Genomic DNA, 20,557 nt, shown 5'->3' with positions numbered 1-20,557 from the left:
GCGTACGAATGCCCCGGTCCGGCCGACCGCGCCCCGGCGTCAGCCGGCCTTCGGCGTGAAGCCCTTGGCCTCCGCGGACTCCGACGGCTGCCGGACGACCTTCATGCCGCCGACGGCCGACTTGTCGGGCTGGAGGATCGCGGAGCCGTGCGAGGACGGGGCCGCGGGGTCGGAGAAGTCCTGCGTGACACCGAAGCCGTTCTCGTAGGCGTTGAGGGACAGCAGCGCCTTGTCGACGCCCTCGCGGGTGAGGTCCTTGTTCTCGCACGCCTTCTTCAGGGCCTCGCCGAACACGGACATCGCGGTCCAGCCGGCGACGACGCCGTTGTCGAGGGAGTCCTTCGGGTACGCCTTCTTGTAGTCGGCGACCAGCTTCTTCGCCTCCGGGGTGTCCGCGCCGATGGGCAGCGAGGGCGAGGCCACCCAGTAGTTCTTGAGGAGGGCGGGGGCCGCCTGGGTGCCGAGGAGCTGCGGCGAGAAGGCCGAGTTGTTGCCGATGATCGGCGCGTTCAGCTTCGCCGCGGCCGCCACGCCGACGAGGGACGCGGCCTGGCGCGGTCCCGCGCTGATGACGACGCCCTTGACGCCGGCCTTCTTGAGGGCGGCGACCTGTGCGGTCATGTCGTTGTCGGTCGGCTTGATCTTCTGCTCGACGACGGTCAGGCCCGCCTCCTTGGCCATGTACTGCGAGCCCTGGAGCGCGTTCTCGCCGTAGTCGCCCTCGAAGTAGACGTGGCCGAGCTTGTCGCCCTTCTTGAGGCCCTTCTCCTTCATCAGGAAGTCGATCGCGTTGATCGTCTCGATGTCGTACGTGGAGCCGATGACCCGCACGTACTTGCTGCCGAGCAGATGCGCCGACCAGGCCTGCGGCAGCACGAGCGCCTTGTCCTGGCCGTCGATGCGCTGCTTGACGGCCGCGACGAACGGCGAGCCGAGGAACTGCGGGAAGCCGAGCACGTCGGGCGCCAGTTCGGTGTACGCGGCGACGGCCTTCTGCGGGTCGTAGCCGTGGTCGCGGACGGTGAGCTTGGCCTTGTAGCCGCAGGCGCCGCCTGCCGCGTTGAACTGCTTCACGTACAGCTGCTGCGCCTGCGTGACGGACTTGCCGAGGGTGGCGTAGACGCCGGTCATGTCGGTGAGGACGCCGAGGTCGATGGTCTTGCCTGTGACGCCCTTGCCGGTCTTGACGCCGCCCGCGCTCTGCTTGTCGCCGTCCCCTTCGTCCTTCGCCTTCGAGCTGCACGCGGCGGTCAGGGCGAGCAGTGTGGCCACGGCGGTGGCCGTGAGCATGCGGGTGCGGCGGTTCCTTGGGTTCATCGGGTGTCCTCCTGAGGGTGTTTCCTGGCGCGCGAGGCGGTCAGCCGCACGATGCCGCCGGGTAGGAAAAGGACGACCGCCACGACGGCGGCGCCGTACAGATAGCGGGACGCCTCGCCCGGGGCGACGCCGCCGGTGCCGGGGTCGGAGACCAGCGGCAGGGCGTCGCTGTACCGGGTGAGCAGTTGCGGCAGCAGCGAGACGAAGGCCGCGCCGACGACGGCGCCCGCGACCGAGCCGAGGCCGCCGATGACGATCATGGCGAGGTACTCCAGGGAGAGCACCATGCCGAAGTAGTCGGGCACGGTGCGCTGGAAGACGAGGGCGAGCAGCACACCGGCGAGCCCCGCGTACATCGACGAGAGGACGAACACGGCGCCCCGGTAGCGGGCCACGGGCACGCCGAGCACGCCTGCGGCGATCCGGTGGTCGCGGATCGCGTTGAGGGCGCGCCCCGGCCGTCCGCGCAGCACGCCGCGGGCGAAGAGGCCGCAGCCGAGGGTGAGCAGCAGTCCCAGGTACCAGAGCTTCTCGGACGCGCCGAACGGGACGCCCGCGACGGTGAGTTCGCTGTCGTCGAAGGTGAGGCCGAACAAGCTCATGGCGGGCACGTCGCGCCCGTTGGCTCCGCCGGTCAGCTCCTCCGCGTTGAAGAGGACGTGCTGCCCGATGAAGATGAGCGCGAGGGTCGCGATGCCGAGGTACGCGCCCTTGAGCCGGCCCGCGATGGGGCTGAAGAGGCCGCCCGCGAGACCCGCGAGGAGCACCGCCAGCACGGCGGCGAGCCACGCCGGAAGCCCCAGACCGTCGAGCGGCTGCCCGCGCTCCCCGGCGAACACGCAGTACCCGTACGCGCCGACCGCGAGGAAGAAGGCGTGCCCCATGGACAGCTGTCCGGTGGCGCCGGTCAGCAGGTTGAGGCCGATGGCGCCGACGGCGGCGGCCATCGCGAAGAGACCGGCCTGGAGCCAGAAGCGGTCCAGGTAGAACGGCAGGGCGAGCAGCAGCACCGCGCAGGCCGCGACGACGTACGTACGGCGGCGGCCGAGCAGCGCCCGGAGGGAACTCCCGTACGCCGGACGGGACTTGGTGGGGCGGGCCTCGGAGGCGAGGGCGTCAGACACGGGCGAGCTCCTTCGTCCCGAAGAGCCCGGAGGGCCGCAGCAGCAGGATGACGGTCATGACGAGATAGGGCGCGAGGTCGCCGAGCCCGCGGCCCATGAAGGCGAGTTCGCTCTGGTAGCCGGCGGCGAGGGACTCGGTGACGCCGACGATCAGTCCGCCGACGAGGGCGCCGGTGGTGGAGTCGAGGCCGCCGAGGATCGCCGCGGGGAACGCCTTCAGCGCGGCGAGCGACGTGGCCCGTTCGAGCCCCGGCGTAGGGAACACGGTGAGGAACAGGGCGGCGACGGCGGCGAGGCCGCCCGCCACGGCCCACGCCCCGAGCGACACCCTTCCGAGCCGTACGCCCATCAGCGCTGCCGTCTCGCCGCTCTCTGCGGCGGCGCGCATGGCGACGCCCCAGGACGTGTAGCGGAACGTGAGCAGGAAGGCCGTGATGAGCAGCGCGGCGGCGGCGAGCGCGGCGATCCGGGTGTGCGCGATCGACACCCCGCCGACGGTGAGCACGGCGTCGCCCCACGGGTCGCCCATGGCGAGCACGTCCGTGCCGAGGCGCCGGGTGAGTTCGGTGGTCAGGAGGATGTCGACGCCGATGGTGACGATGGCGAGGACGCTGTGGTCGCGCCCCCGGTAGCGCCGCATGACGAAGAACTCGACGGCCGCGCCGACGACGGCGGCCGCCGCGATGCCGACGCCGAGCGCGGGCCAGAACCCGATGTCGTCGTGGAGCGACGCGGTGACGTAGCCGCCGGCGAGCAGCAGCGACGCGTGGGCGAAGTTGACGACCTCGGTGGCCCGGAAGATGACGACGAAGCCGAGCGCGATCAGGGCGTAGACGGAGCCCATGGAGACGCCGTTGATGAGGAGTTCGAGGAACGTGGTCATGCGGAGGCCTCTCCGGCGTGGTCCTGCGGTTCGTCGGGGGCTTCGGGGGCGCCCAGGTACGCCTGGACCACCGCCGGGTCGTTCTGTACGCGGTCGGGGGCGCCGCCCGCGATGCGGCGGCCGAAGTCGAGGACGGTCACCTCGTCGGCGAGCCGCATGACGACGCCCATGTCGTGCTCGACGAGGACGATGGAGATGCCGAGGCTGTCGCGGACGCCGGCGATGACGGCGGCGGTGCGGCGGCGTTCGTCGGCGGTCATCCCGGCGACCGGCTCGTCGAGGAGCAGCACCTTGGGCTCCATGCACAGGGCGCGGGCGAGTTCGGCGAGCTTCTGCGCCCCGTACGGCAACGAGCCTGTGGGCGCGGCGAGTTGGTCGCCGATGCCGACGAAATCGGCGATCTCCCGTACCCGTTCGCGGTGGGCGCGTTCCTCGCGCAGCGCGGACGGCAGCCGCAGTCCTGCCGCGACGAAGCCCGCGCGGGTGAGGCGGTGCCGGCCGAGGAGCAGGCTGTCGGCGACGGTGGCGGTCGGCGGCAGGGCCAGGTTCTGAAAGGTGCGGGCGACGCCGAGTTCGGCGATGCGGTGCGGCGGGAGGCCGGTGAGCTCGCGGTCGCCGAGGTGGACGGTGCCGGAGGTCGCCCGGTACACGCCGGACAGCACGTTGAAGGTGGTGGACTTGCCCGCGCCGTTCGGGCCGATGACGGCGTGCACGGTGCCCGGTTCGACGGTGAGGCCGACCGCGTCGAGGGCGGTGAGCCCGGCGAACCGCACGGTCAGGTCCCGTACGTACAGCGGCGGCACGTCCGCGGTCACGGCCTGTGCCCCGGTCATCGGGTGCCTCCCCAGCGGCTCAGCGTCGGCGCGTGCGCGGCGCCGCCGGAGGCGTCCGCGGCGGCCGTCTCGTCGACGACGCCCAGGTAGCGGCGGCGCACCTCGTCGGACCCGGCGAGTTCGTCGGCCGGTCCGTGGAGGGTGATCTCGCCGACCTCCAGGACGTACGCGTGCGAGGCGAGGCGCAGCGCGAGCGCCGCGTTCTGCTCGACGAGGAGGACGGAGACACCCTGCGCGTTGATCTCGCGGATGGTGTCCGCGATGCGCGCCGCCATCAACGGCGCGAGCCCCAGGGACGGTTCGTCGAGGAGCAGCAGCTTCGGCGCGGCCATCAGGGCGCGGCCCACGGCGAGCATCTGCTGCTCGCCGCCCGACAGCAGCCCGGCGCGCTGCTGGGCCCGGTCGGCGAGCACGGGGAACAGTTCGTGCACGCGGCGCAGCGCCCTGGCCTTGTCGGCGCGCGAACCGTGCGAGCCGAGCGCCCCGGCCCGCAGATTGTCCGCGACGGTCATCCGCGCGAACACCCGCCGCCCTTCGGGCACTTGGCACACTCCGGCGGCCACCACCCGGTCGGCGGAGAGCCCGCTGATCCGGCGCCCGCCGAAGCGCACGGCGCCGGAGGTCACGGCGCCGCCGTGGAAGCCGAGGGTGCGCGAGACGGCGCGCAGCAGGGTCGACTTGCCCGCTCCGTTGCCGCCGAGCACGGCGACGACCGAGCGTGCCGGCACCTCCAGCGAGACGTGGCGCAGGGCGCGGACGGGCCCGTAGCCGACAGACATGTCGTCGACGTTCAGGCCGCTTTCCGCCGCCGTATCGGTCACTGCATCGGTTTTCGCGTAGGTCACTGCGTACGTCCCTCCCCTGGCCCGGTGGCCCTGGACCGGTGGCGCTCACGACAGCACCGCGCGGACGGCCCGTCCACGGGCGGCCCGGGAATCGCTGCGCGGGCCCAGCGCCCGCCCGCCCGCGTTGTGCCCGCGCACAAGACCGCGTGTCAGGGGCCTGCCGGGGACGCGGAGCGGGTGGCATCCTCCGCACAAGCGGCCGAGCCCTTTGCCGTCGCTTTACGACTCGCTGGACTCGCTGGACTGCTTGGGGAGGGGCGATGGGCGCGCGCAAGCACCGCACGGGTCAGGACTGGAAACTGGTGAAGGAGGCGTGCGGCGCGCTGCTCGAACGGGTGCCGGAGCTGGTCGACGAGCACCTGCGGCAGCTCTTCGCGTACTCGGACGTCTACGCGCGCGTGCTGCCGTACGACGCGCAGTGGCGGGAGGCCGAGGAGGCGATGCGGATCGGCATCGAGACGATCTCGGCGCCCCGCGACTCGCCGCGCAGGGATCTGGAGTACGCGGAGGAGTCGGGCCGCCGCCGGGCAGGGCAGGGCCTCCCGCTCGACCTGCTCGTGCACGCGTACCGCAACGCCGGCTATCTCGTCTGGGACGCCCTGATGGAGAGCGCGGGCGGCGAACCGGCCCGTCTGAAGGCGCTGATGCGTTCGGCGACGATGGTGTGGGCGGCGGTCGACGCACAGGCGGAGGCGGCGTCGGAGGCGTACCGGGCGACGGAGTTGGAGCTGCGCCGCCGCACCGACGAGCAGACGCAGGCGCTGCTCGACGCGCTTCTCGACGGCCGCCCCGCACCGGGCCTCGCGGCGCGTGCGGCGGCGGGCCTCGACCTTCCGGAGCACGGCCCGTACGCGGTCGTCGTGCTGCGGGTGGAACGGCAGGGCGGCCGGGAGGCGTTCCACCGGCGGCTCCAGGACCCGGGGTTCCGGTTCGTGTGGCGGATGCGGGCCGACTGCGAGGTGGGGGTGGTGGCGCTCGGCCCGGGGAGCGCGTTGGACGAGCTTTCGGTGCTGCTCGACGGCCGGTGCCCTGGCCCCGGCGGGGTGAGCCCGGTCGTCAAGGGTCTCGCCGAACTGGGCCACGCCCGCCGCCTCGCCGAACTCGCCCTGCGCACCTGTCCTCCGGACACCACCGGCGTCGTACGCCTGGACGAGCGGATGCCGACGGCGCTGGTGGTGAGCCAGCCCGACCTGGCGCAGCGCCTGGTCTCCGGCGTCTTCGGCGAACTCCTCTCCCTCGAACCGGCCGACCGGGCGGTCCTGCTCGAGACGCTGGACGCGTGGCTGGCGTGCGAGGGCTCGGCGGGCCGTGCGGCGGGCCGCCTGTACTGCCACCGCAACACGGTCTTCAACCGCCTCCGCCGCCTCGAACAGCTGACGTCGCGCTCGCTGTCACGCCCCCGGGACCTGATGGAGATGACGCTGGCGCTGGACGCGTACCGCTTGTCACCTTTGTCATCGGGATGAGGCGCCGTCGTCATCGGGATGAGGCGCCGTCGTCGCCGACCGGGCGCCGGAAGAGCGCGGTGAGGAGATAGGGAACGCCGTACGTGGCCGCGTCCTGGCCCTGCGCGACCATGCCCCGCATCTCGACGTCCTCGAACTCCCGGAACAGATGACGCAGTTCGTCGGGTGAGAAGGCGAGCCCGCCACCGAGTCCGCGCTCCCGATAGAGCGCGTGATCGTCGACCTCGGACCCCACCTCCGCACCGGCGGCGAAGCAGACGAGGCCGAAGTGTCCGCCGGGGGCGAGGACGCGGTCGAGGAGTTCGAGGTAGGTGACGCGGCGGTGGGGTGGGAGGTGGTGCAGACACCCGGAGTCGTACACCACGTCGTACGTACGGTGGGTGAGCTGCGGGCAGTCGAAGAGGTCCGCGTGATGGAACCGCACACGCGCCTCCACACCGGCCGCGACGGCCCGTTCCCGCCCCCAGGCCACGGCGGTGGCGGACAGGTCGACGGCGTCGACGTCGAATCCGCGGGCGGCGAGGTGAACGGCGTTGCGCCCCGGCCCGCATCCGAGGTCGAGGGCGCGACCCGGTGGGGCGAGTGTGCCGTCGTCGAGCCGGGCGACGAGGTTCTCGTCGGCCTTCTCCACGAAGAACGGCACGTCGCGCTCCCGATCGGCGTAGAACCGATCCCACCAGTCGCCCCCGCCAGTACTCACGAAGAGCCGGTCGAGCATGTCCATCACGTCGTCGACGCTTCGCACGTACCGCTTCAAGTCACCTGCTCCTGACGGGGGTTGACGATGCCGATGGGGCCGCTGAAGGCGATCGCTCTCACGGGTGCGCGTCGGTGATGGCGATGACCTCGTCGAGGCGGGCGAGGGCGCCCTGGAGGTCGTCGACCTTGGCCTGGATGCGGTCGCGCTCGGCGCGCAGCATGGCGCGCTGCTCGGCGTCGGTGTGTCCGGAGTCCCAGCACGGCAGGAGTTCCGTGATCCTTCGGCTGGTCAGCCCGGCGGCGTACATCTGCTGGAAGAACCGGACCCTGGGGACGGCGTCCTGCCGGTAGAGGCGCTGGCCCGACGGGCTGCGCTCCGCGACGAGCAGCCCCTGCTCCTCGTAGTAGCGCACGGCCCGCACGGAGACGCCGGCGCCGCGCGCCACCTCACCGATGCGCATGAGCCGCTCACCTGCGGCCTGCCCGACGGTCATGGCGCCTCCTTCGAAGTCTTCATGGTTGGCGCTTCGGCTGACGCTTGCCTCTGACGTCAACGTCAGGTTTTAGCGTACCGGGCATGGACATCAACAACGCAGTCGCTCTGGTCACCGGAGCCAACCGCGGCCTGGGCCGCGCCTTCGCCCAGCGCCTGCTCGAACGGGGCGCCCGCACGGTCTACGCGACGGCCCGCCGCCCGGAGACCGTGGACCTGCCCGGGGCCGAGGTGCTGCCGCTCGACATCACCGATCCCGCGTCGGTGCAGGCCGCCGCCAAGGCCGCCCCCGACGTCTCTCTACTCATCAACAACGCGGGAATCAGCACGGGTACCGACCTGCTGACGGGTTCGCTCGACGCGGTGCGGCGGGAGCTGGAGACCAACATGTTCGGCCACCTGGGAATGATCCGCGCGTTCGCGCCGGCACTGGCAGGGAACGGCGGGGGTGCGGTCGTCAACATCCTCTCCGCCATGTCGTGGTTCGCCGGCAAGGGCGCCAACGCCTACCACCTGACCAAGGCCGCCGCCTGGGCCATGACCAACGGCGTCCGCCTCGAACTCGCCGATCAGGGAACACTCGTGACGGCGGTTCACCTCGGCCTGGCCGACACCGACATGGCGGCGGGCTGGCCCGTGGCCAAGATCTCGCCGTCGGACCTGGCCGACGCGGCGCTCGACGGCGTCGAGACGGGCGACGCGGAGGTCCTCGCGGACCAGTGGAGCCGCGACGTCAAGTCCCGACTGCCGCTGAGGCCGGAGGAGTTCGACGCGGCGATGGCCGACGCGCTGACGTCGCTGACGTCGCCGTCGTCGCCCTGAGCTCTGCACCGGCTGCCTACAGCGTGATCCAGTACCGGCGCTTGACGCCCTCGTCGGTGTCGCGGACGTCCTCCAGCACGCCGCCATTGCGCTCGATGATGCGCGCCGAGGCGACGTTGTCCTCGTCGCAGGTGATGAGGACACGGTCAAGACCGAGCGCACGGGCTTCGGGAAGTACGGCCCCGAGAGCCCACGTGGCCAGGCCGCGCCTTCGGGCGGAGGGCCGGACGCTGTAGCCGATGTGCCCGCCGCACTGCAGCAGGTACGCGTTGAGACGGTGCCGCAGATCGATGGCTCCCAGGTACGTGTCACCCTCGACGATCCACCACTGGGTGGCGTGAACCCACCCGTCCTTCAAGTCGGTCGACTCATCCGCCTGCTGCTTCAACCGCTCCACCCACGCCGCGAAGACGACGGGGTCGTCGAGGTCGGCCCCCGGCACGAGACGCAAGCCGGTGCCCGGTTGGTACCCGCCCGACGACCACTCGTCACGCGCCGCGATCCATGAGGCGTGAAGCCGAGCGGTGGGCGAAACCAGTTCTGGCATGCGGGCGACGCTACACTCGCGCGCTCCCGACGCTCAGCCATTTTTCGCGCGGGGGCGGGGCGCGGCGGGCGTCAGCGCGGGTCCGACGTCCCGGCGCGGCGGGCGCCGTTGCTCAGGGCGTAACTCGGAGCCCCGGCGCCGCGCACCACAACCACGGGCGTCACCCGTGAGCACCACCCACGGGGGCCGAGCCCCCGGAGGGGGCGGGAGGGCGGGAGATGACCGGGCACGGCGAAGCCGAAGGGCTCGGCGCGGCAGGCGACGGCGCGGGCCCGGCGCCCCGGTACGGGGCACCGTTGCTCGGGGCGTAACCCGGCCCCCCGGCCACCGGAACCCGCCCCCTACCGGAGGAAGTCCGACCCGATGCGCTCCGCGACGTCCTCCAGGATGGGCCCCGCCTCCGCGATGCAGCGGGAGACATCCGGTTCCACGTCCGTGAGGGCGTACGCCCGACGGATGCCGGCCCGGCCGAGGACCTCCGGCGCAAGCGCGAGCCGACCGCACACCGCGACCACCTCGATGCCCGCCTTGCGCGCCGCCGCCGCGACCCCCGCCGGCGCCTTGCCGTGCAGCGTCTGCTCGTCGAGCGAACCCTCACCCGTGATGACCAGTTCGGCCCGGGCGAGCGCGGGCGCGAAGCCCAGTACGTCGAGCATGACCTCGATCCCGGGCCGGAAGCTCGCGCCGAGCCCGACCAGCGCCCCGTACCCGATACCGCCCGCGGCACCCGCCCCCGGCGACTCCGCGTACTCGAGCGCCTTCGGCCCGACCGACTCGGACAGCACCTTCGCGAAGTGCCCGAGCGCGTCGTCGAGTTCGGCGACGTCCTCGGGCGTGGCGCCCTTCTGCGGACCGTAGATCGCGGGCGCACCCTTCGGCCCGGTCAGCGGATTGTCGACGTCGCTGGCGAGGACGAACTCGACGTCGGCGAGCCGCGCGTCGAGGCCGGACAGATCGGCCGACGCCAGGTTCGCGAGCGCGCCGCCGCCGGGCCCGACCGGGGCCCCGTCCGCGTCGAGGAACCTCGCGCCGAGCGCGGACAGCATGCCCGCCCCGCCGTCCGTCGTGGCGCTGCCGCCGACGCCGAACACGATCGTGCGCGCCCCGGCGTCGAGCGCCGCGGTGATCACCTCTCCGGACCCGTACGTCGTCGCCGTGAGCGGCGCGAACTCGCCCTCCGGCAGCAGCTGGAGCCCGGACGCCTCCGCCATCTCGACGACGGCCGTCCCCTCGCGCAGCGCGTACGCGGCGACCACCGGCTCCCCGACCGGCCCGGTCACCGGCACCTCGCGGCGCTCGAACCCGGCGGCGACCGCCGCCGCCACCGTCCCGTCGCCGCCGTCCGCGACGGGCACGGACTCGACCGTGACCTCGGGCGCGACCCGGTGCAGGCCCGCCGTCACACGCTGTGCGACCTGCACCGCGGTGAGCGAGCCCTTGAACTTGTCCGCCGCGATCAACACGTGCCGCGCGGCCTGTGCAGCGTCCGCCACCTTGCTCTCCCCTTGCTGTTGCGCCTTGCTCACGCAAGGCAGTCGCGCCGCTGCGACCTTAACCGCAGGAGGGGGCCCCTGCCCATGGTCGTCCGGCCTGCGGGACGGCGATCGCCGGCGAAATATCCCCACAACGGACCGCAAACCAGGACGACCGTTGATCTTCAAAAGCGGGTACACCGGAGGCATGACGCCTTCGAGCCCCGCACCCCGCGACCTCACCGACCGCGTGCTCGGCGGCTGGCTGGGCCGGATCGCGGGGAACATGCTGGGCAAGCCCGTCGAGCAGGGCGAGGTGTGGACGCGCGAGCGCATCGACCGCTATCTGCGGCAGGCCGAGGCGCTGCCGCTGACCGACTATCTGCCGGAGCCGCCGTCGGACGACGTGGCGCTCGCGCTGCGCCCGGAGTGGCGCCAGTGCGTGCGCGGCCGGATCCACGGCAGCTGCCGCGACGACGACGTGGACTACGCGGTGCTGGGGCTGCATCTGCTGGAGACCCACGGGTTCGCGTTCAGCACGGAGCAGGTCGGCGAGCTGTGGCTGCTGCGGCTGCCGTATCTCCAGACGTTCACCGCGGAGCGGGCCGCGTACCGGAATCTGGCGAACGGACTGAAGCCGCCGCTCACGGCGACGTACGACAATCCGCACCAGGAGTGGATCGGCGCGCTGATCCGCGCCGACGTCTTCGGCTGGACCAATCCGGGCGCCCCGCGCCGCGCCGCGTCCCTGGCCCGCCGCGACGCCGTCCTCTCGCACACAGGGAACGGCGTGTACGGGGCGATGTGGGCCGCCGCCCTGATCTCCGCCGCCTTCGCCGCGGACAGCCCGCGCGCCGCCCTCGACGCCGCGCTCTCCGTGATCCCGGCGAGCAGCCGCCTGGCCCGCGTCGTACGCCGCACGGCCTCCCTGCACGATTCGCGGCTGAGCTGGGAGGAGACCCTCGCGACGGTCGCCGACGAGACGGCGGGCCTCGGCTGGATCCACACGGTCCCGAACGCCGCGGTGATCACGGCGGGGCTGCTGTACGGCGACGGGGACTTCACCCGCACCGTGACGCTCACGGTCCGCGGCGGCCTGGACACGGACTCGAACGGCGCGACGGCCGGTTCGTTCGCCGGTGTGCTGTGCGGCGCCGCGGCGATCCCGCCGCAGTGGACGGAGCCGCTGGAGAACCGGGTGCGCAGCGCCGTCTTCGGCTTCGACGGCACCCCCATCGACGAACTCGCCGGGCGCACCGTCGCGTTGACCCGAGCCTGAGTCCCGTCGCCCCTCCCCCGGGGTCCCTATCAGCGCATTCGTGTGATCCAGCCCAACATCTACGCGCGTTGACATCTCCTGTGGCGGCGGGGAATGTTTCCGTGGACAGTTTTTACCAACCGGAGCAAAGGGGCTCGAACCGTTGGCCAGGAAGATCATCCTCGACTGCGATCCCGGTCATGACGACGCGGTCGCGATGCTGCTCGCGCACGGCAATCCCGACGTGGAGCTGGTCGCCGTCACCACGGTCGTCGGCAACCAGACCCTGGAGAAGGTGACGCGGAACGCGCTGTCCGTCGCCGCCATCGCCGGGATCACCGGGGTGCCGTTCGCCGCCGGATGCCCGCGGCCCCTGATCCGTACGATCGAGACCGCCGCCGACATCCACGGCGACTCGGGCCTCGACGGGCCCGCGCTCCAGGACGCCGCCTTCGCGCTCGACGAGCGGCACGCGGTGGACCTGATCATCGACACGGTCATGGCGCACGAGCCCGGTGAGATCACCATCGTGCCGACCGCGGGTCTCACGAACATCGCGCTGGCCGCCCGCAAGGAGCCGCGCATCGTCGAGCGGGTCCGCGAGGTCGTCCTGATGGGCGGCGGCTTCCACGAGGGCAACTGGAGCCCGGTCGCCGAGTTCAACATCGTGATCGACCCCGAGGCCGCGCACATCGTCTTCAACGAGCCGTGGCCGGTGACCATGGTCGGCCTCGACCTCACCCACCAGGCACTCGCCACCCCGGCCGTCGAGGAGAAGATCAAGGCGGTCGGCACGAAGCCGGCGCGGTTCGTCCTCGAGCTGCTCGAGTTCTTCCGCGAGGCGTACCGCGAGAACCAGGGCTTCGAGCACCCGCCCGTGCACGACCCGTGCGCCGTCGCGTACGTCATCGACCCGAGCGTCATGACCGTGCGCAAGGCGCCCGTCGACATCGAGCTGCGCGGCGCCCTCACGCTCGGCATGACCGTCACCGACCTGCGCGCGCCCGCGCCCGACGACTGCCACACGCAGGTCGCCGTCGACCTGGACCACGAGCGGTTCTGGAATCTCGTGGTCGACGCCCTGGAACGGATCGGCGAGCCCGTGGGCGCCGCGCCCGACACCGAGGCCGTCGCCGAGGAGACCGTCACCGGAGAGCCCACCGCATGAACGTCGCCGCCTCCCCCCACGCCTCGGCCGGCGGCCCCGACGCGCGCCGCCCGGTGCGGATCGGCGCCCTCATGGTCGCGCTGCTCGCGGCCAGCTTCGCCTTCCAGCTCAACGCGTCGATGCTCAGCCCTGCGCTCGCCACGATGGCGGACGAGCTGGACACCACCGCGTCCGCGATCGGCGTCACGCAGACCGCGTTCTTCACGGCCGCCGCGCTGTTCTCGCTGTTCCTGCCCCGCCTCGGCGATCTGATCGGCCGCCGCAAGGTGCTCACCGGGATGATGGTCCTGATGGCCGTCGGCTGCGTGCTCTCCGCGCTCGCGACGTCCGTCGGAATGCTCGCCGTGGGCCGTGTCATCCAGGGCGCGTCGGGCCCCACGATCCCGCTCGCGCTGATCATGCTGCGCGTCGAGGTCCCCGACCCGAAGCGGTACGGCACCCTCATGGGCGTCGTCACGGCCGTCAACGGCGGCATCGCGGGCGTCGACTCCTTCGCGGGCGGTTCGCTCGCCGAGCACTACGGCTACGCGTCGATCTTCTGGGTCATGACCGCCTTCGCGGTGCTCTCGGCCGTGCTCGTGCGCGCCTTCGCACCGGAGTCCCGCGCCGCCGAGCGGCCGCCGATGGACTGGCCGGGCGTGCTGCTCCTGGTCGTCTCCGTGGGCGCGCTGCTCATCGCGTTCAACGAGGCGGGCAAGCTGGCCGCCGCGAACTGGCCGCTCGCGATCGGCCTGCTCGTCGTGGCCGCCCTCGCGTTCTGGGCGTTCTGGCGGATGGAGAACCGCTCCGCGCACCCGCTGGTCACCACGCGTCTGCTCAAGCGGCGCGCCACGTGGTCACTGCTGCTGTCGACGATGCTCACCATGACCGGCGTCTTCGCGATCATGAACGGGCTGCTGCCGGGCTTCGCGCAGGACACCTCGGTCGGCCTCGGCCTCGGCGCCGAGGGCGCGACCTGGTGGACGCTCACGCCGTACGCCCTCGCGGGCCTCGCCATGGGCCCGATCTCCGGGCGGCTCGCGGCGACGTTCGGCTACGGCCGCGTCCTGCGCACCGGCCTGATCGCCACGGCGGTCGCCACCGTGCTCGCGCTGCTGACCCTCCAGACGGACTCGGCGGGCCTGCTGCTCACGGTGTCGATCCTGCTGGGTGTCACCTACGCGGGCATGGCCAACATCATGCTGAACGGTCTCGGGATCGTGCTCTCGCCGCCCGAGAACCCCGGCTTCCTTCCCGGCCTCAACGCGGGCTGCTTCAACCTGGGCGCGGGCCTCAGCTTCGTGGTCCTGTACGCGGCGACGGACGCGGTCGCGCCGTCCGGCGGCAGCTCCGTCGGCGGCTACAGCGCCGGTGTCGTGGCGGGCCTCGTGCTCATCGTGGCGGCCCTGTTCGCCTCGCTGCTGATCCCGAAGCCGGTGCACGCGGAGGCGAAGGACTGACCGCCCCTGGGGTCGTGCCGCCGGGCTGTCCTACGCTCGGTGGCATGACCTTGGTTGCGATCCTCACCGGCGCCGGCATCAGCACCGACTCCGGGATCCCGGACTACCGCGGCCCGGACGGCGTGTGGACGAAGGATCCCGACGCCGAGAAGCTCGTCACGTACGAGTACTACATGAACGACCCGGAGATCCGGCGCCGCGCCTGGCAGGTGCGGCGTCGGGCGGTCACGCTGACCGCGGAGCCGAACGCCGCGCACCGCGCGATCGCCGACCTCGACGCGGCCGGCGTGCCCACCCGGGTCGTCACGCAGAACGTCGACGGACTGCACCAGCTCGCCGGCACCCCCGCCCGCAAGGTGCTCGAACTGCACGGCTCCGCCCGGCAGTTCATGTGCACGCAGTGCGACGCCCGGGGGCCGATGGCGGAGGCGCTGGCGCGGCTCGACGCGGGCGAGGACGATCCGCTGTGCCTGGTGTGCGGCGGCATCCTCAAGTCGACGACGGTCATGTTCGGCGAGCGGCTCGACCCGCTCGTCCTCGGCGAGGCCGTCGAGATCACCAAGGCCTGCGACGTGTTCTTCGCGATCGGCTCCTCCCTCCAGGTGCACCCCGCGGCCGGCCTCGCGGGCCTCGCCGCCGAGCACGGCGCCCGTCTGGTGGTGGTGAACGCCGAGCCGACCCCGTACGACGACGTGGCCGACGAGGTCGTCCGCGAGCCCATCGGCACGGCCGTGCCACGCCTGCTCGGGGAACTCGCCCCCGCGTAGTCCTTCCGGCAGGCTGTGGCCAGCGACCCACGACGGAGGCGGTGCCCGATGAAGCTGGTGGTGCAGGAGTTCCTGACGCTGGACGGTGTCTCGCAGGGGCCCGGGGCCCCGGACGAGGACACCAGCGACGGGTTCACGCGCGGCGGCTGGTTCGTGCCGTTCGTCGACGAGGAGTTCATGGAGATCGTCGACGGCTGGCTGGCCCAGGCGGACGGGCTGCTGCTCGGCCGCCGCACCTACGAGAACTTCGCGCGGGACTGGCCGGCGATGACGGATCACCCGAACGGCGCGATCATGAACGGCCTGCCGAAGTACGTCGCCACGCAGAGCCTCACCGAGGCCCACTGGGATCCGACGACGATCCTGGCCGGGAACATCGTCGCCGAGGTCGACGCCCTGAAGCGGCAGCCGGGCCGCGAGCTCCAGATCCACGGCAGCGCCCGGCTCGCCCAGTCGCTGCTCGCGGCGGGCCTCGTCGACCAGCTGCGCCTGGCGATCGCCCCCGTCGTGGTGGGCCGTGGCCGCCGGCTGTTCCCCGAGGGCAGCACGCCGGCGGGCCTGCGGCCCGTCAGCCAGCACACCACGAAGGCCGGCCTGTCCGTGCACGTCTTCGACACGGCGGGGCTGCCCTCGTACGGGATCTACGAGGGTTAGACCGACTCGACCGCGTGGGAGCGCTCGAAGGTGAGGAGGCGGCGCTTGCGGTCGAGGCCGCCGCCGTAGCCGGTGAGGTCGCCGTTCGCGCCGATGACGCGGTGGCAGGGGACGATGACGCCGACGGGGTTCTTGCCGTTGGCGAGGCCCACGGCGCGGGAGGCGTTGGGCTTGCCGAGGGCGTCGGCCAGCTCCCCGTACGTGCGGGTCTCGCCGTACGGGATGCGCTGCAGCTGCGCCCAGACGGCGCGCTGGAACGGCGTGCCGTGCAGGTTCAGCTCCACGGTGAACTCCGTCAACTCGCCCTGGAAGTAGGCGTTCAGCTGGTCGACGACCTCGCCGAAGGGCCGGTCGTCGCGGGCGCCGAAGGTGTCCTGCGGCGGGCGGTGCCGCTGCTCGGTCATGTAGAGGCCGGACAGCGTGCCGTCGGTGGCCACGAGGGTGAGCGGGCCGTAGGGGCTGTCGAGGACGGTGTGGTGCCGTTGCGTGTGCATCGCGTGCATCTCCCTTACTCGGGCAGGACGTTGATGGGGTGGCTGTCGGTCGCCCACAGGTACTGGGTCGCGTACGCGCGCCAGGGGCGCCAGGCCGCGGCCCTCGCGGTGAGCGCCGCGGGGGTGTGGGGCAGGCCGAGCTCCTGGGCGGCGCGGCGCATGCCGAGGTCGGTGGGGAGGAAGGCGTCCGGATCGCCGAGAGCGCGCATGGCGATGGCCTCGACGGTCCAGGGGCCGAATCCGGGCAGTGCGGCGAGCCGGACGCGGGCCTCCTCCCAGTCGGACTCGGGCCCCAACGTCAGCTCGCCGTCGGCCAGTTCGCGTACGAGTGTGGTGAGGGTCGTCCGGCGGCTGCGGGGCAGCGCGAGGCTCTCCGGGTCGAGGGCGGCGAGCGCCGTCGGGGAAGGGAAGAGGTGGGTGAGGCCGCCGTCGGGGTCCTCGACGGGTTCGCCGTGGGCGAGGACGAGGCGGGCGGCGTGGGTGCGGGCGGCGGCCGTGGACACCTGCTGCCCGAGCACGGCCCGTACCGCGAATTCGGCCTCGTCGACGGTGCGCGGCACTCTGCGGCCCGGCGCCTTGTCGACGAGCGGGGCGAGGAGCGGGTCGGCGCGCAGCTGCTCGTCGACGGCGACGGGGTCGGCGTCGAGGTCGAGCAGACGGCGGCAGCGGCTGATGGCGACGGTGAGGTCGCGCTGGTCGGCGAGGACCAGGCGGCAGTCGACGTGGGCGGCTCCGGCGGCGGGCGGGGTCAGGGTCGCGATGCCGTGGCCGTGCGGCAGCCGGAGGGTGCGGCGGTAGGCGCCGTCGCGCCACTCCTCGACGCCGGGCACGGCGGTGGCGGCGAGATGCCCGAAGAGGTTGCTGGGGTTGAGGGGCGCGCGGAACGGGAGGCGCAGCGCGAGCGATCCCGGCGCCGGGTCCGCGGCGCGCTGCGGCCTGCGGGCGCGGAGTTCGCTGGGTGACAGGGCGTAGACCTCGCGCACGGTGTCGTTGAACGCGCGGATGGAGGCGAAGCCGGCCGCGAACGCCACGTCGGAGAGCGGCAGTCGGGTGGTCTCGACGAGGAGGCGGGCCGTCTGGGCGCGCTGGGCGCGGGCCAGGGCGAGCGGTCCCGCGCCGAGTTCGGCGAGGAGCTGGCGTTCGATCTGGCGGGCGCTGTAGCCGAGGCGGCGGGCGAGTCCGGGGACGCCCTCGCGGTCCACGACGCCGTCGCCGATGAGGCGCATGGCGCGGGCGGTGAGGTCGGCGCGCCGGTTCCACTCCGGGGAGCCGGGGCTTGCGTCGGGGCGGCACCGTTTGCAGGCCCGGAATCCGGCCTGCTGGCAGGCGGCGGCGCTCGGGTAGAACCGCATGTTGCGCGGTTTGGGCGGCACGACGGGGCAGCCGGGGCGGCAGTAGATGCGGGTGGTGACGACGGCCGTGAAGAACACCCCGTCGAAGCGGGTGTCCTTGGCCTGCACCGCGCGTACGCAGCGATCCGTGTCGGTGTGCATGCGTCAAGGATCCTGCAAGGTGAGCGGGGTGGCTGGCGAGAATCCGACATCTACGTGCGGCCCCGGCGGAGCCCGGGTCAGGCGGCGGCCGGCCGCCACATCGTCCACAGGAGCGGGCCGCCGCCCGGCAGCCCCAGCTCCTCGCGGACGGTGAACCCGAAGTGCTCGTAGACGGGGAGGTTGGCCTTCTTGGAGGACTCCAGGTGGACGGGCATGCGCGCGGCGTCGGCCTTGGCGAGTCCGGAGCGCAGCAGCGCCGCGCCCTCGCCGCGGCCCTGGGCCGCGGGGTCGGCGCCGATGAGGGCGAGGGACCAGTGCGGTTCGGCGGGGGTGTGGCGGGCGGCGGCCTCGACGGCCTGCCCGAAGAGCGGGGCGCGCTCGCCGAGGATGTCCTGGAGTTCGCGGATGGTGTCGGCGTCGGGGACGGCCTTGCCCTGGTCCTCGGCGGGCACCCAGAACGCGGCGGCGGACCCGGTGCGCTCGCACAGGCCGTGGCGGACGTACTGGCGGGTGAAGAGGGTGGTGAAGTACCGCTCGAGGGAGGCCTGTTGGGCGGGGCCCTCGGGGAAGAAGAAGCGCATCATCGGGTCGTCGGCGAAGGCGCGGGCGAGCAGGCGGCCGATCGCGGGCGCGTCGTCGGGGACGGCGGGGCGCGGCGTGGTCGTGGTCGACATACCGGTCATTCTCACTTCGGTGATCTTCGCGGGGTCCGGCGGGGTCGTCCCGCCGGGTGCCCTTACCGGGTTCCGTCGGCGTACCGCCTACCGAGCGCCGTCCACGTACCGCGCGAACGCCTCGCGCGCCCGGTCGTCGAAGACCACGAAGCGGACCTCCTCCACCGACGCGGGGGCCGCGGCCCGCACCGTCTCCACGGCGATCCGCGCCCCGTCCTCCAACGGCCACCCGTAGATCCCCGTGGAGATGGCGGGGAACGCGACCGTGCGCGCGCCCAGTTCGGCCGCGACGCGCAGCGACTCCCGGTAGCAGGAGGCGAGGAGCTCGGAGCGGTCCTCGGTCGTCGACCAGCGGGGGCCCACGGTGTGGATGACGTGGCGCGCCGGGAGGCGTCCCGCGGTCGTCGCGACGGCCTGTCCCGTGGGCAGGCCCTTGCCGTAGTGCGAGGCCCGCAGGTCCCGGCAGGCGGCGAGGATCTCGGGGCCGCCGCGCCGGTGGATGGCGCCGTCCACTCCCCCGCCGCCGAGCAGCGAGGAGTTCGCGGCGTTGACGACCGCGTCCACGTCCTGCTCGGTGATGTCGCCCTGGACCAGTACGAGTCGGGTGGGTCGGGTGGTCATGACGCGCGCAGCCTCCTCCACACCGCCTTCGCGGCGTTGTGCCCCGACATGCCGTGCACGCCCGGCCCTGGCGGGGTCGCGGACGAGCAGATGTACACGGCGGGGTGCGGGGTGGTGTACGGGGACAGGGAGAGCTTGGGGCGCAGCAGGAGCTGGAGGCCGCTGGCCGCGCCGGAGGCGATGTCGCCGCCCACGTAGTTGGCGTTGCGGACCGCGAGTTCGGGCGGGCCCGCCGTGGCGCGCGCGAGGACGAGGTCCCTGAACCCGGGGGCGAAGCGCTCCAGTTGGCGCTCGATGGCGTCCGTGAGGTCGCCGTCCCAGCCGTTCGGCACGTGCCCGTACGCCCAGAAGGTGTGCTTGCCCTCGGGGGCGCGCGTGGGGTCGGCGACGGTCGGCTGCACCGTGATGAGGAACGGCGCCTCGGGCCCCCGGCCCTCGCGCGACGCCTCGTTCAGCGCCCTGCCGATGTCCGAGCGGTACGGGCCGACCTGCACCGTCCCCGCGCTCCGCGCCTCCTTCGCGGTCCACGGCACGGGCCCGTCGAGCGCGTAGTCCACCTTGAAGACGCTCGCGCCGTACCGGAAGCGGTCGTAGTAGCGGCCGAGGCCCGCGATCCGCGCGACGGCCGTCGGCGACGTGTCGAAGATGTAGGCACGGGCGGGCGGCAGGTCGTCGAGCCGCTTCACCTCGAAGTCGGTGTGGATCGCGCCGCCGAGGTCCTTCAGGTATCCGGCGAGCGCGTCGGAGATCGCCTGGGAGCCGCCGCGGGCGACGGGCCAGCCGCGCGCGTGCGCGGCCAGCGCGAAGACCAGGCCGATCGCCGATGTGGCGAAGCCGGACAGCGGCGCGATGACGTGCGCGACGAGCCCGGAGAGCAGCGCGGGGGCCTTCTCGTCGCGGAAGCGGCGCATCAGCCAGGTCGACGGCGGCAGGCCGACGAGGCCGAACCGGGCGAGCGTGACCGGGTCGCGGGGCAGCGCGCTGAGCGGCAGCGACATGAAGTCCCGCACGAGGGTGTCCCAGTGCGGCAGCAGCGGCTCGATCAGGCGCCGGTACGTGCCCGCGTCCCGCGGCCCGAACGACGCGGCGGTCTCGGCGACGGACCGGGACAGGGTCGCCGCCGTGCCGTCGGGGAAGGGGTGCGCCATCGGTAGCTCGTGCTGCACCCAGTCGAGCCCGTAGCGCTCGAGGGGCAGGTCGCGGAAGGCCGGGGAGTTGATGCCGAGGGGGTGGGCGGCCGAGCACGGGTCGTGCCGGAAGCCGGGGAGCGTCAGCTCCTCGGTGCGCGCGCCGCCGCCGACCGTGCCCCCGGCCTCGAACACGGCGACGGAGAAGCCGCGCCTGGCCAGTTCAACGGCCGCGGTCAGCCCGTTCGGCCCCGCACCCACCACGACGGCATCGAGCATCGACGGCACCTTCGGACTCCTTTGTCAGCCGATGGCCACTGCCCGCACAGGATATGCCGGGCCACCGACAGCGCCGGTCCGC

21 protein-coding genes are annotated in these 20,557 nt (G+C 72.9%); 7 read left to right on the top strand and 14 right to left on the bottom strand.

Annotation, left to right across the window (positions count from 1 at the left end; all coding sequences use genetic code 11):
- Positions 1 to 39: 39 nt before the first annotated feature.
- The 5 genes from ACTWJ8_RS30370 to ACTWJ8_RS30350 are packed head-to-tail and all read right to left on the bottom strand — an operon-like array spanning position 40 to position 4,936.
- Positions 40 to 1,317 (bottom strand): ABC transporter substrate-binding protein, encoded by a 1,278-nt coding sequence (locus ACTWJ8_RS30370; protein WP_356379280.1) that lies wholly within the window; start codon positions 1,315 to 1,317, stop codon positions 40 to 42.
- Positions 1,314 to 2,441 (bottom strand): branched-chain amino acid ABC transporter permease, encoded by a 1,128-nt coding sequence (locus ACTWJ8_RS30365; RefSeq protein ID WP_443260817.1) that lies wholly within the window; start codon positions 2,439 to 2,441, stop codon positions 1,314 to 1,316. The genes ACTWJ8_RS30370 and ACTWJ8_RS30365 overlap by 4 nt, the downstream gene beginning before the upstream one ends.
- On the bottom strand, positions 2,434 to 3,324 hold the full coding sequence (locus tag ACTWJ8_RS30360) for a branched-chain amino acid ABC transporter permease (RefSeq protein ID WP_443260816.1): 891 nt from the start codon (positions 3,322 to 3,324) through the stop codon (positions 2,434 to 2,436). The genes ACTWJ8_RS30365 and ACTWJ8_RS30360 overlap by 8 nt, the downstream gene beginning before the upstream one ends.
- Complete coding sequence (locus tag ACTWJ8_RS30355; protein ID WP_443260815.1) at positions 3,321 to 4,157, bottom strand: ABC transporter ATP-binding protein; 837 nt, start codon at positions 4,155 to 4,157, stop codon at positions 3,321 to 3,323. The genes ACTWJ8_RS30360 and ACTWJ8_RS30355 overlap by 4 nt, the downstream gene beginning before the upstream one ends.
- Positions 4,154 to 4,936 (bottom strand): ABC transporter ATP-binding protein, encoded by a 783-nt coding sequence (locus ACTWJ8_RS30350; protein WP_356379713.1) that lies wholly within the window; start codon positions 4,934 to 4,936, stop codon positions 4,154 to 4,156. The genes ACTWJ8_RS30355 and ACTWJ8_RS30350 overlap by 4 nt, the downstream gene beginning before the upstream one ends.
- 326 nt (positions 4,937 to 5,262) lie before the next feature.
- On the opposite strand from ACTWJ8_RS30350, the gene ACTWJ8_RS30345 reads away from it, so the two are divergent.
- Entirely contained in the window at positions 5,263 to 6,468 is a 1,206-nt protein-coding gene (locus tag ACTWJ8_RS30345; protein WP_356379272.1) for a PucR family transcriptional regulator, read from the top strand.
- Between the two features lie 10 nt (positions 6,469 to 6,478).
- Here ACTWJ8_RS30345 and ACTWJ8_RS30340 read toward each other — a convergent pair whose 3' ends face one another.
- Both ACTWJ8_RS30340 and ACTWJ8_RS30335 read right to left on the bottom strand, forming a co-directional pair.
- A complete protein-coding gene (locus tag ACTWJ8_RS30340; RefSeq protein ID WP_356379269.1) occupies positions 6,479 to 7,225 on the bottom strand; it encodes a class I SAM-dependent methyltransferase in 747 nt (248 codons plus the stop codon).
- 58 nt (positions 7,226 to 7,283) lie between these two features.
- Complete coding sequence (locus tag ACTWJ8_RS30335) at positions 7,284 to 7,661, bottom strand: MerR family transcriptional regulator (protein ID WP_356379266.1); 378 nt, start codon at positions 7,659 to 7,661, stop codon at positions 7,284 to 7,286.
- A gap of 83 nt (positions 7,662 to 7,744) precedes the next feature.
- On the opposite strand from ACTWJ8_RS30335, the gene ACTWJ8_RS30330 reads away from it, so the two are divergent.
- Positions 7,745 to 8,482 (top strand): SDR family oxidoreductase, encoded by a 738-nt coding sequence (locus ACTWJ8_RS30330; protein ID WP_443260814.1) that lies wholly within the window; start codon positions 7,745 to 7,747, stop codon positions 8,480 to 8,482.
- Between the two features lie 16 nt (positions 8,483 to 8,498).
- Here ACTWJ8_RS30330 and ACTWJ8_RS30325 read toward each other — a convergent pair whose 3' ends face one another.
- Together ACTWJ8_RS30325 and ACTWJ8_RS30320 are read right to left on the bottom strand one after the other, a co-directional pair.
- Positions 8,499 to 9,029 carry a GNAT family N-acetyltransferase gene (locus tag ACTWJ8_RS30325; RefSeq protein ID WP_443260813.1) on the bottom strand — a complete coding sequence of 177 codons (531 nt, stop codon included), beginning with the start codon at positions 9,027 to 9,029 and terminating at the stop codon, positions 8,499 to 8,501.
- A gap of 341 nt (positions 9,030 to 9,370) precedes the next feature.
- Positions 9,371 to 10,492: a glycerate kinase gene (locus ACTWJ8_RS30320; protein ID WP_356379710.1), complete on the bottom strand. Its 1,122-nt coding sequence runs from the start codon at positions 10,490 to 10,492 to the stop codon at positions 9,371 to 9,373.
- A 217-nt stretch (positions 10,493 to 10,709) separates the two neighbouring features.
- Between ACTWJ8_RS30320 and ACTWJ8_RS30315 the strand changes: the two genes are divergently transcribed.
- From ACTWJ8_RS30315 to ACTWJ8_RS30295, 5 genes are all read left to right on the top strand, one after another.
- Positions 10,710 to 11,780: an ADP-ribosylglycohydrolase family protein gene (locus ACTWJ8_RS30315; RefSeq protein ID WP_443260812.1), complete on the top strand. Its 1,071-nt coding sequence runs from the start codon at positions 10,710 to 10,712 to the stop codon at positions 11,778 to 11,780.
- Positions 11,781 to 11,922: 142 nt separating this feature from the next.
- On the top strand, positions 11,923 to 12,927 hold the full coding sequence (uriH, locus tag ACTWJ8_RS30310; protein WP_443260811.1) for a uridine-preferring nucleoside hydrolase UriH: 1,005 nt from the start codon (positions 11,923 to 11,925) through the stop codon (positions 12,925 to 12,927).
- Entirely contained in the window at positions 12,924 to 14,366 is a 1,443-nt protein-coding gene (uriT, locus tag ACTWJ8_RS30305) for a uridine transporter UriT (protein ID WP_443260810.1), read from the top strand. Before uriH ends, uriT begins: the two co-directional genes overlap by 4 nt.
- Before the next feature lie 44 nt (positions 14,367 to 14,410).
- Complete coding sequence (locus ACTWJ8_RS30300; RefSeq protein WP_356379248.1) at positions 14,411 to 15,133, top strand: SIR2 family NAD-dependent protein deacylase; 723 nt, start codon at positions 14,411 to 14,413, stop codon at positions 15,131 to 15,133.
- A gap of 48 nt (positions 15,134 to 15,181) precedes the next feature.
- Positions 15,182 to 15,787, top strand: a complete 606-nt coding sequence (locus ACTWJ8_RS30295) for a dihydrofolate reductase family protein (RefSeq protein ID WP_443260809.1) — start codon at positions 15,182 to 15,184, stop codon at positions 15,785 to 15,787.
- Here ACTWJ8_RS30295 and ACTWJ8_RS30290 read toward each other — a convergent pair.
- The 5 genes from ACTWJ8_RS30290 to ACTWJ8_RS30270 form a co-directional block, all read right to left on the bottom strand.
- Positions 15,784 to 16,281, bottom strand: a complete 498-nt coding sequence (locus tag ACTWJ8_RS30290; RefSeq protein WP_443260808.1) for a methylated-DNA--[protein]-cysteine S-methyltransferase — start codon at positions 16,279 to 16,281, stop codon at positions 15,784 to 15,786. The genes ACTWJ8_RS30295 and ACTWJ8_RS30290 overlap by 4 nt on opposite strands.
- Before the next feature lie 14 nt (positions 16,282 to 16,295).
- The gene (locus ACTWJ8_RS30285; protein WP_443260807.1) at positions 16,296 to 17,774 is read right to left on the bottom strand and encodes an AlkA N-terminal domain-containing protein; all 1,479 of its coding nucleotides are present in this window, start codon (positions 17,772 to 17,774) and stop codon (positions 16,296 to 16,298) included.
- Between the two features lie 77 nt (positions 17,775 to 17,851).
- Entirely contained in the window at positions 17,852 to 18,448 is a 597-nt protein-coding gene (locus tag ACTWJ8_RS30280) for a GNAT family N-acetyltransferase (RefSeq protein ID WP_443260806.1), read from the bottom strand.
- Between the two features lie 87 nt (positions 18,449 to 18,535).
- Positions 18,536 to 19,069, bottom strand: coding sequence for an O-acetyl-ADP-ribose deacetylase (locus ACTWJ8_RS30275; protein WP_443260805.1), 534 nt, complete (start codon positions 19,067 to 19,069; stop codon positions 18,536 to 18,538).
- Positions 19,066 to 20,484 carry a phytoene desaturase family protein gene (locus tag ACTWJ8_RS30270; RefSeq protein ID WP_443260804.1) on the bottom strand — a complete coding sequence of 473 codons (1,419 nt, stop codon included), beginning with the start codon at positions 20,482 to 20,484 and terminating at the stop codon, positions 19,066 to 19,068. The genes ACTWJ8_RS30275 and ACTWJ8_RS30270 overlap by 4 nt, the downstream gene beginning before the upstream one ends.
- Positions 20,485 to 20,557 lie beyond the last annotated feature (73 nt).

Origin of the sequence: Streptomyces sp. SDT5-1, assembly GCF_052245995.1 — a bacterium.
GTDB lineage: Bacteria > Actinomycetota > Actinomycetes > Streptomycetales > Streptomycetaceae > Streptomyces.
This window is presented reverse-complemented; position numbering and strand designations above follow the sequence as displayed.

Excerpts from the sequence above, each read along its gene's own strand:
- ACTWJ8_RS30280 (WP_443260806.1), bottom strand. The coding sequence starts at position 18,448 with ATGTCGACCACGACCACGCCGCGCCCCGCCGTCCCCGACGACGCGCCC.
- ACTWJ8_RS30360 (WP_443260816.1), bottom strand. The coding sequence starts at position 3,324 with ATGACCACGTTCCTCGAACTCCTCATCAACGGCGTCTCCATGGGCTCC.
- ACTWJ8_RS30350 (WP_356379713.1), bottom strand. The coding sequence starts at position 4,936 with ATGTCTGTCGGCTACGGGCCCGTCCGCGCCCTGCGCCACGTCTCGCTG.
- uriT (WP_443260810.1), top strand. The coding sequence starts at position 12,924 with ATGAACGTCGCCGCCTCCCCCCACGCCTCGGCCGGCGGCCCCGACGCG.
- ACTWJ8_RS30285 (WP_443260807.1), bottom strand. The coding sequence starts at position 17,774 with ATGCACACCGACACGGATCGCTGCGTACGCGCGGTGCAGGCCAAGGAC.
- ACTWJ8_RS30370 (WP_356379280.1), bottom strand. The coding sequence starts at position 1,317 with ATGAACCCAAGGAACCGCCGCACCCGCATGCTCACGGCCACCGCCGTG.
- ACTWJ8_RS30335 (WP_356379266.1), bottom strand. The coding sequence starts at position 7,661 with ATGACCGTCGGGCAGGCCGCAGGTGAGCGGCTCATGCGCATCGGTGAG.
- ACTWJ8_RS30290 (WP_443260808.1), bottom strand. The coding sequence starts at position 16,281 with ATGCACACGCAACGGCACCACACCGTCCTCGACAGCCCCTACGGCCCG.
- ACTWJ8_RS30300 (WP_356379248.1), top strand. The coding sequence starts at position 14,411 with ATGACCTTGGTTGCGATCCTCACCGGCGCCGGCATCAGCACCGACTCC.
- ACTWJ8_RS30345 (WP_356379272.1), top strand. The coding sequence starts at position 5,263 with ATGGGCGCGCGCAAGCACCGCACGGGTCAGGACTGGAAACTGGTGAAG.
- ACTWJ8_RS30295 (WP_443260809.1), top strand. The coding sequence starts at position 15,182 with ATGAAGCTGGTGGTGCAGGAGTTCCTGACGCTGGACGGTGTCTCGCAG.
- ACTWJ8_RS30330 (WP_443260814.1), top strand. The coding sequence starts at position 7,745 with ATGGACATCAACAACGCAGTCGCTCTGGTCACCGGAGCCAACCGCGGC.
- ACTWJ8_RS30355 (WP_443260815.1), bottom strand. The coding sequence starts at position 4,157 with ATGACCGGGGCACAGGCCGTGACCGCGGACGTGCCGCCGCTGTACGTA.
- ACTWJ8_RS30325 (WP_443260813.1), bottom strand. The coding sequence starts at position 9,029 with ATGCCAGAACTGGTTTCGCCCACCGCTCGGCTTCACGCCTCATGGATC.
- ACTWJ8_RS30275 (WP_443260805.1), bottom strand. The coding sequence starts at position 19,069 with ATGACCACCCGACCCACCCGACTCGTACTGGTCCAGGGCGACATCACC.
- ACTWJ8_RS30315 (WP_443260812.1), top strand. The coding sequence starts at position 10,710 with ATGACGCCTTCGAGCCCCGCACCCCGCGACCTCACCGACCGCGTGCTC.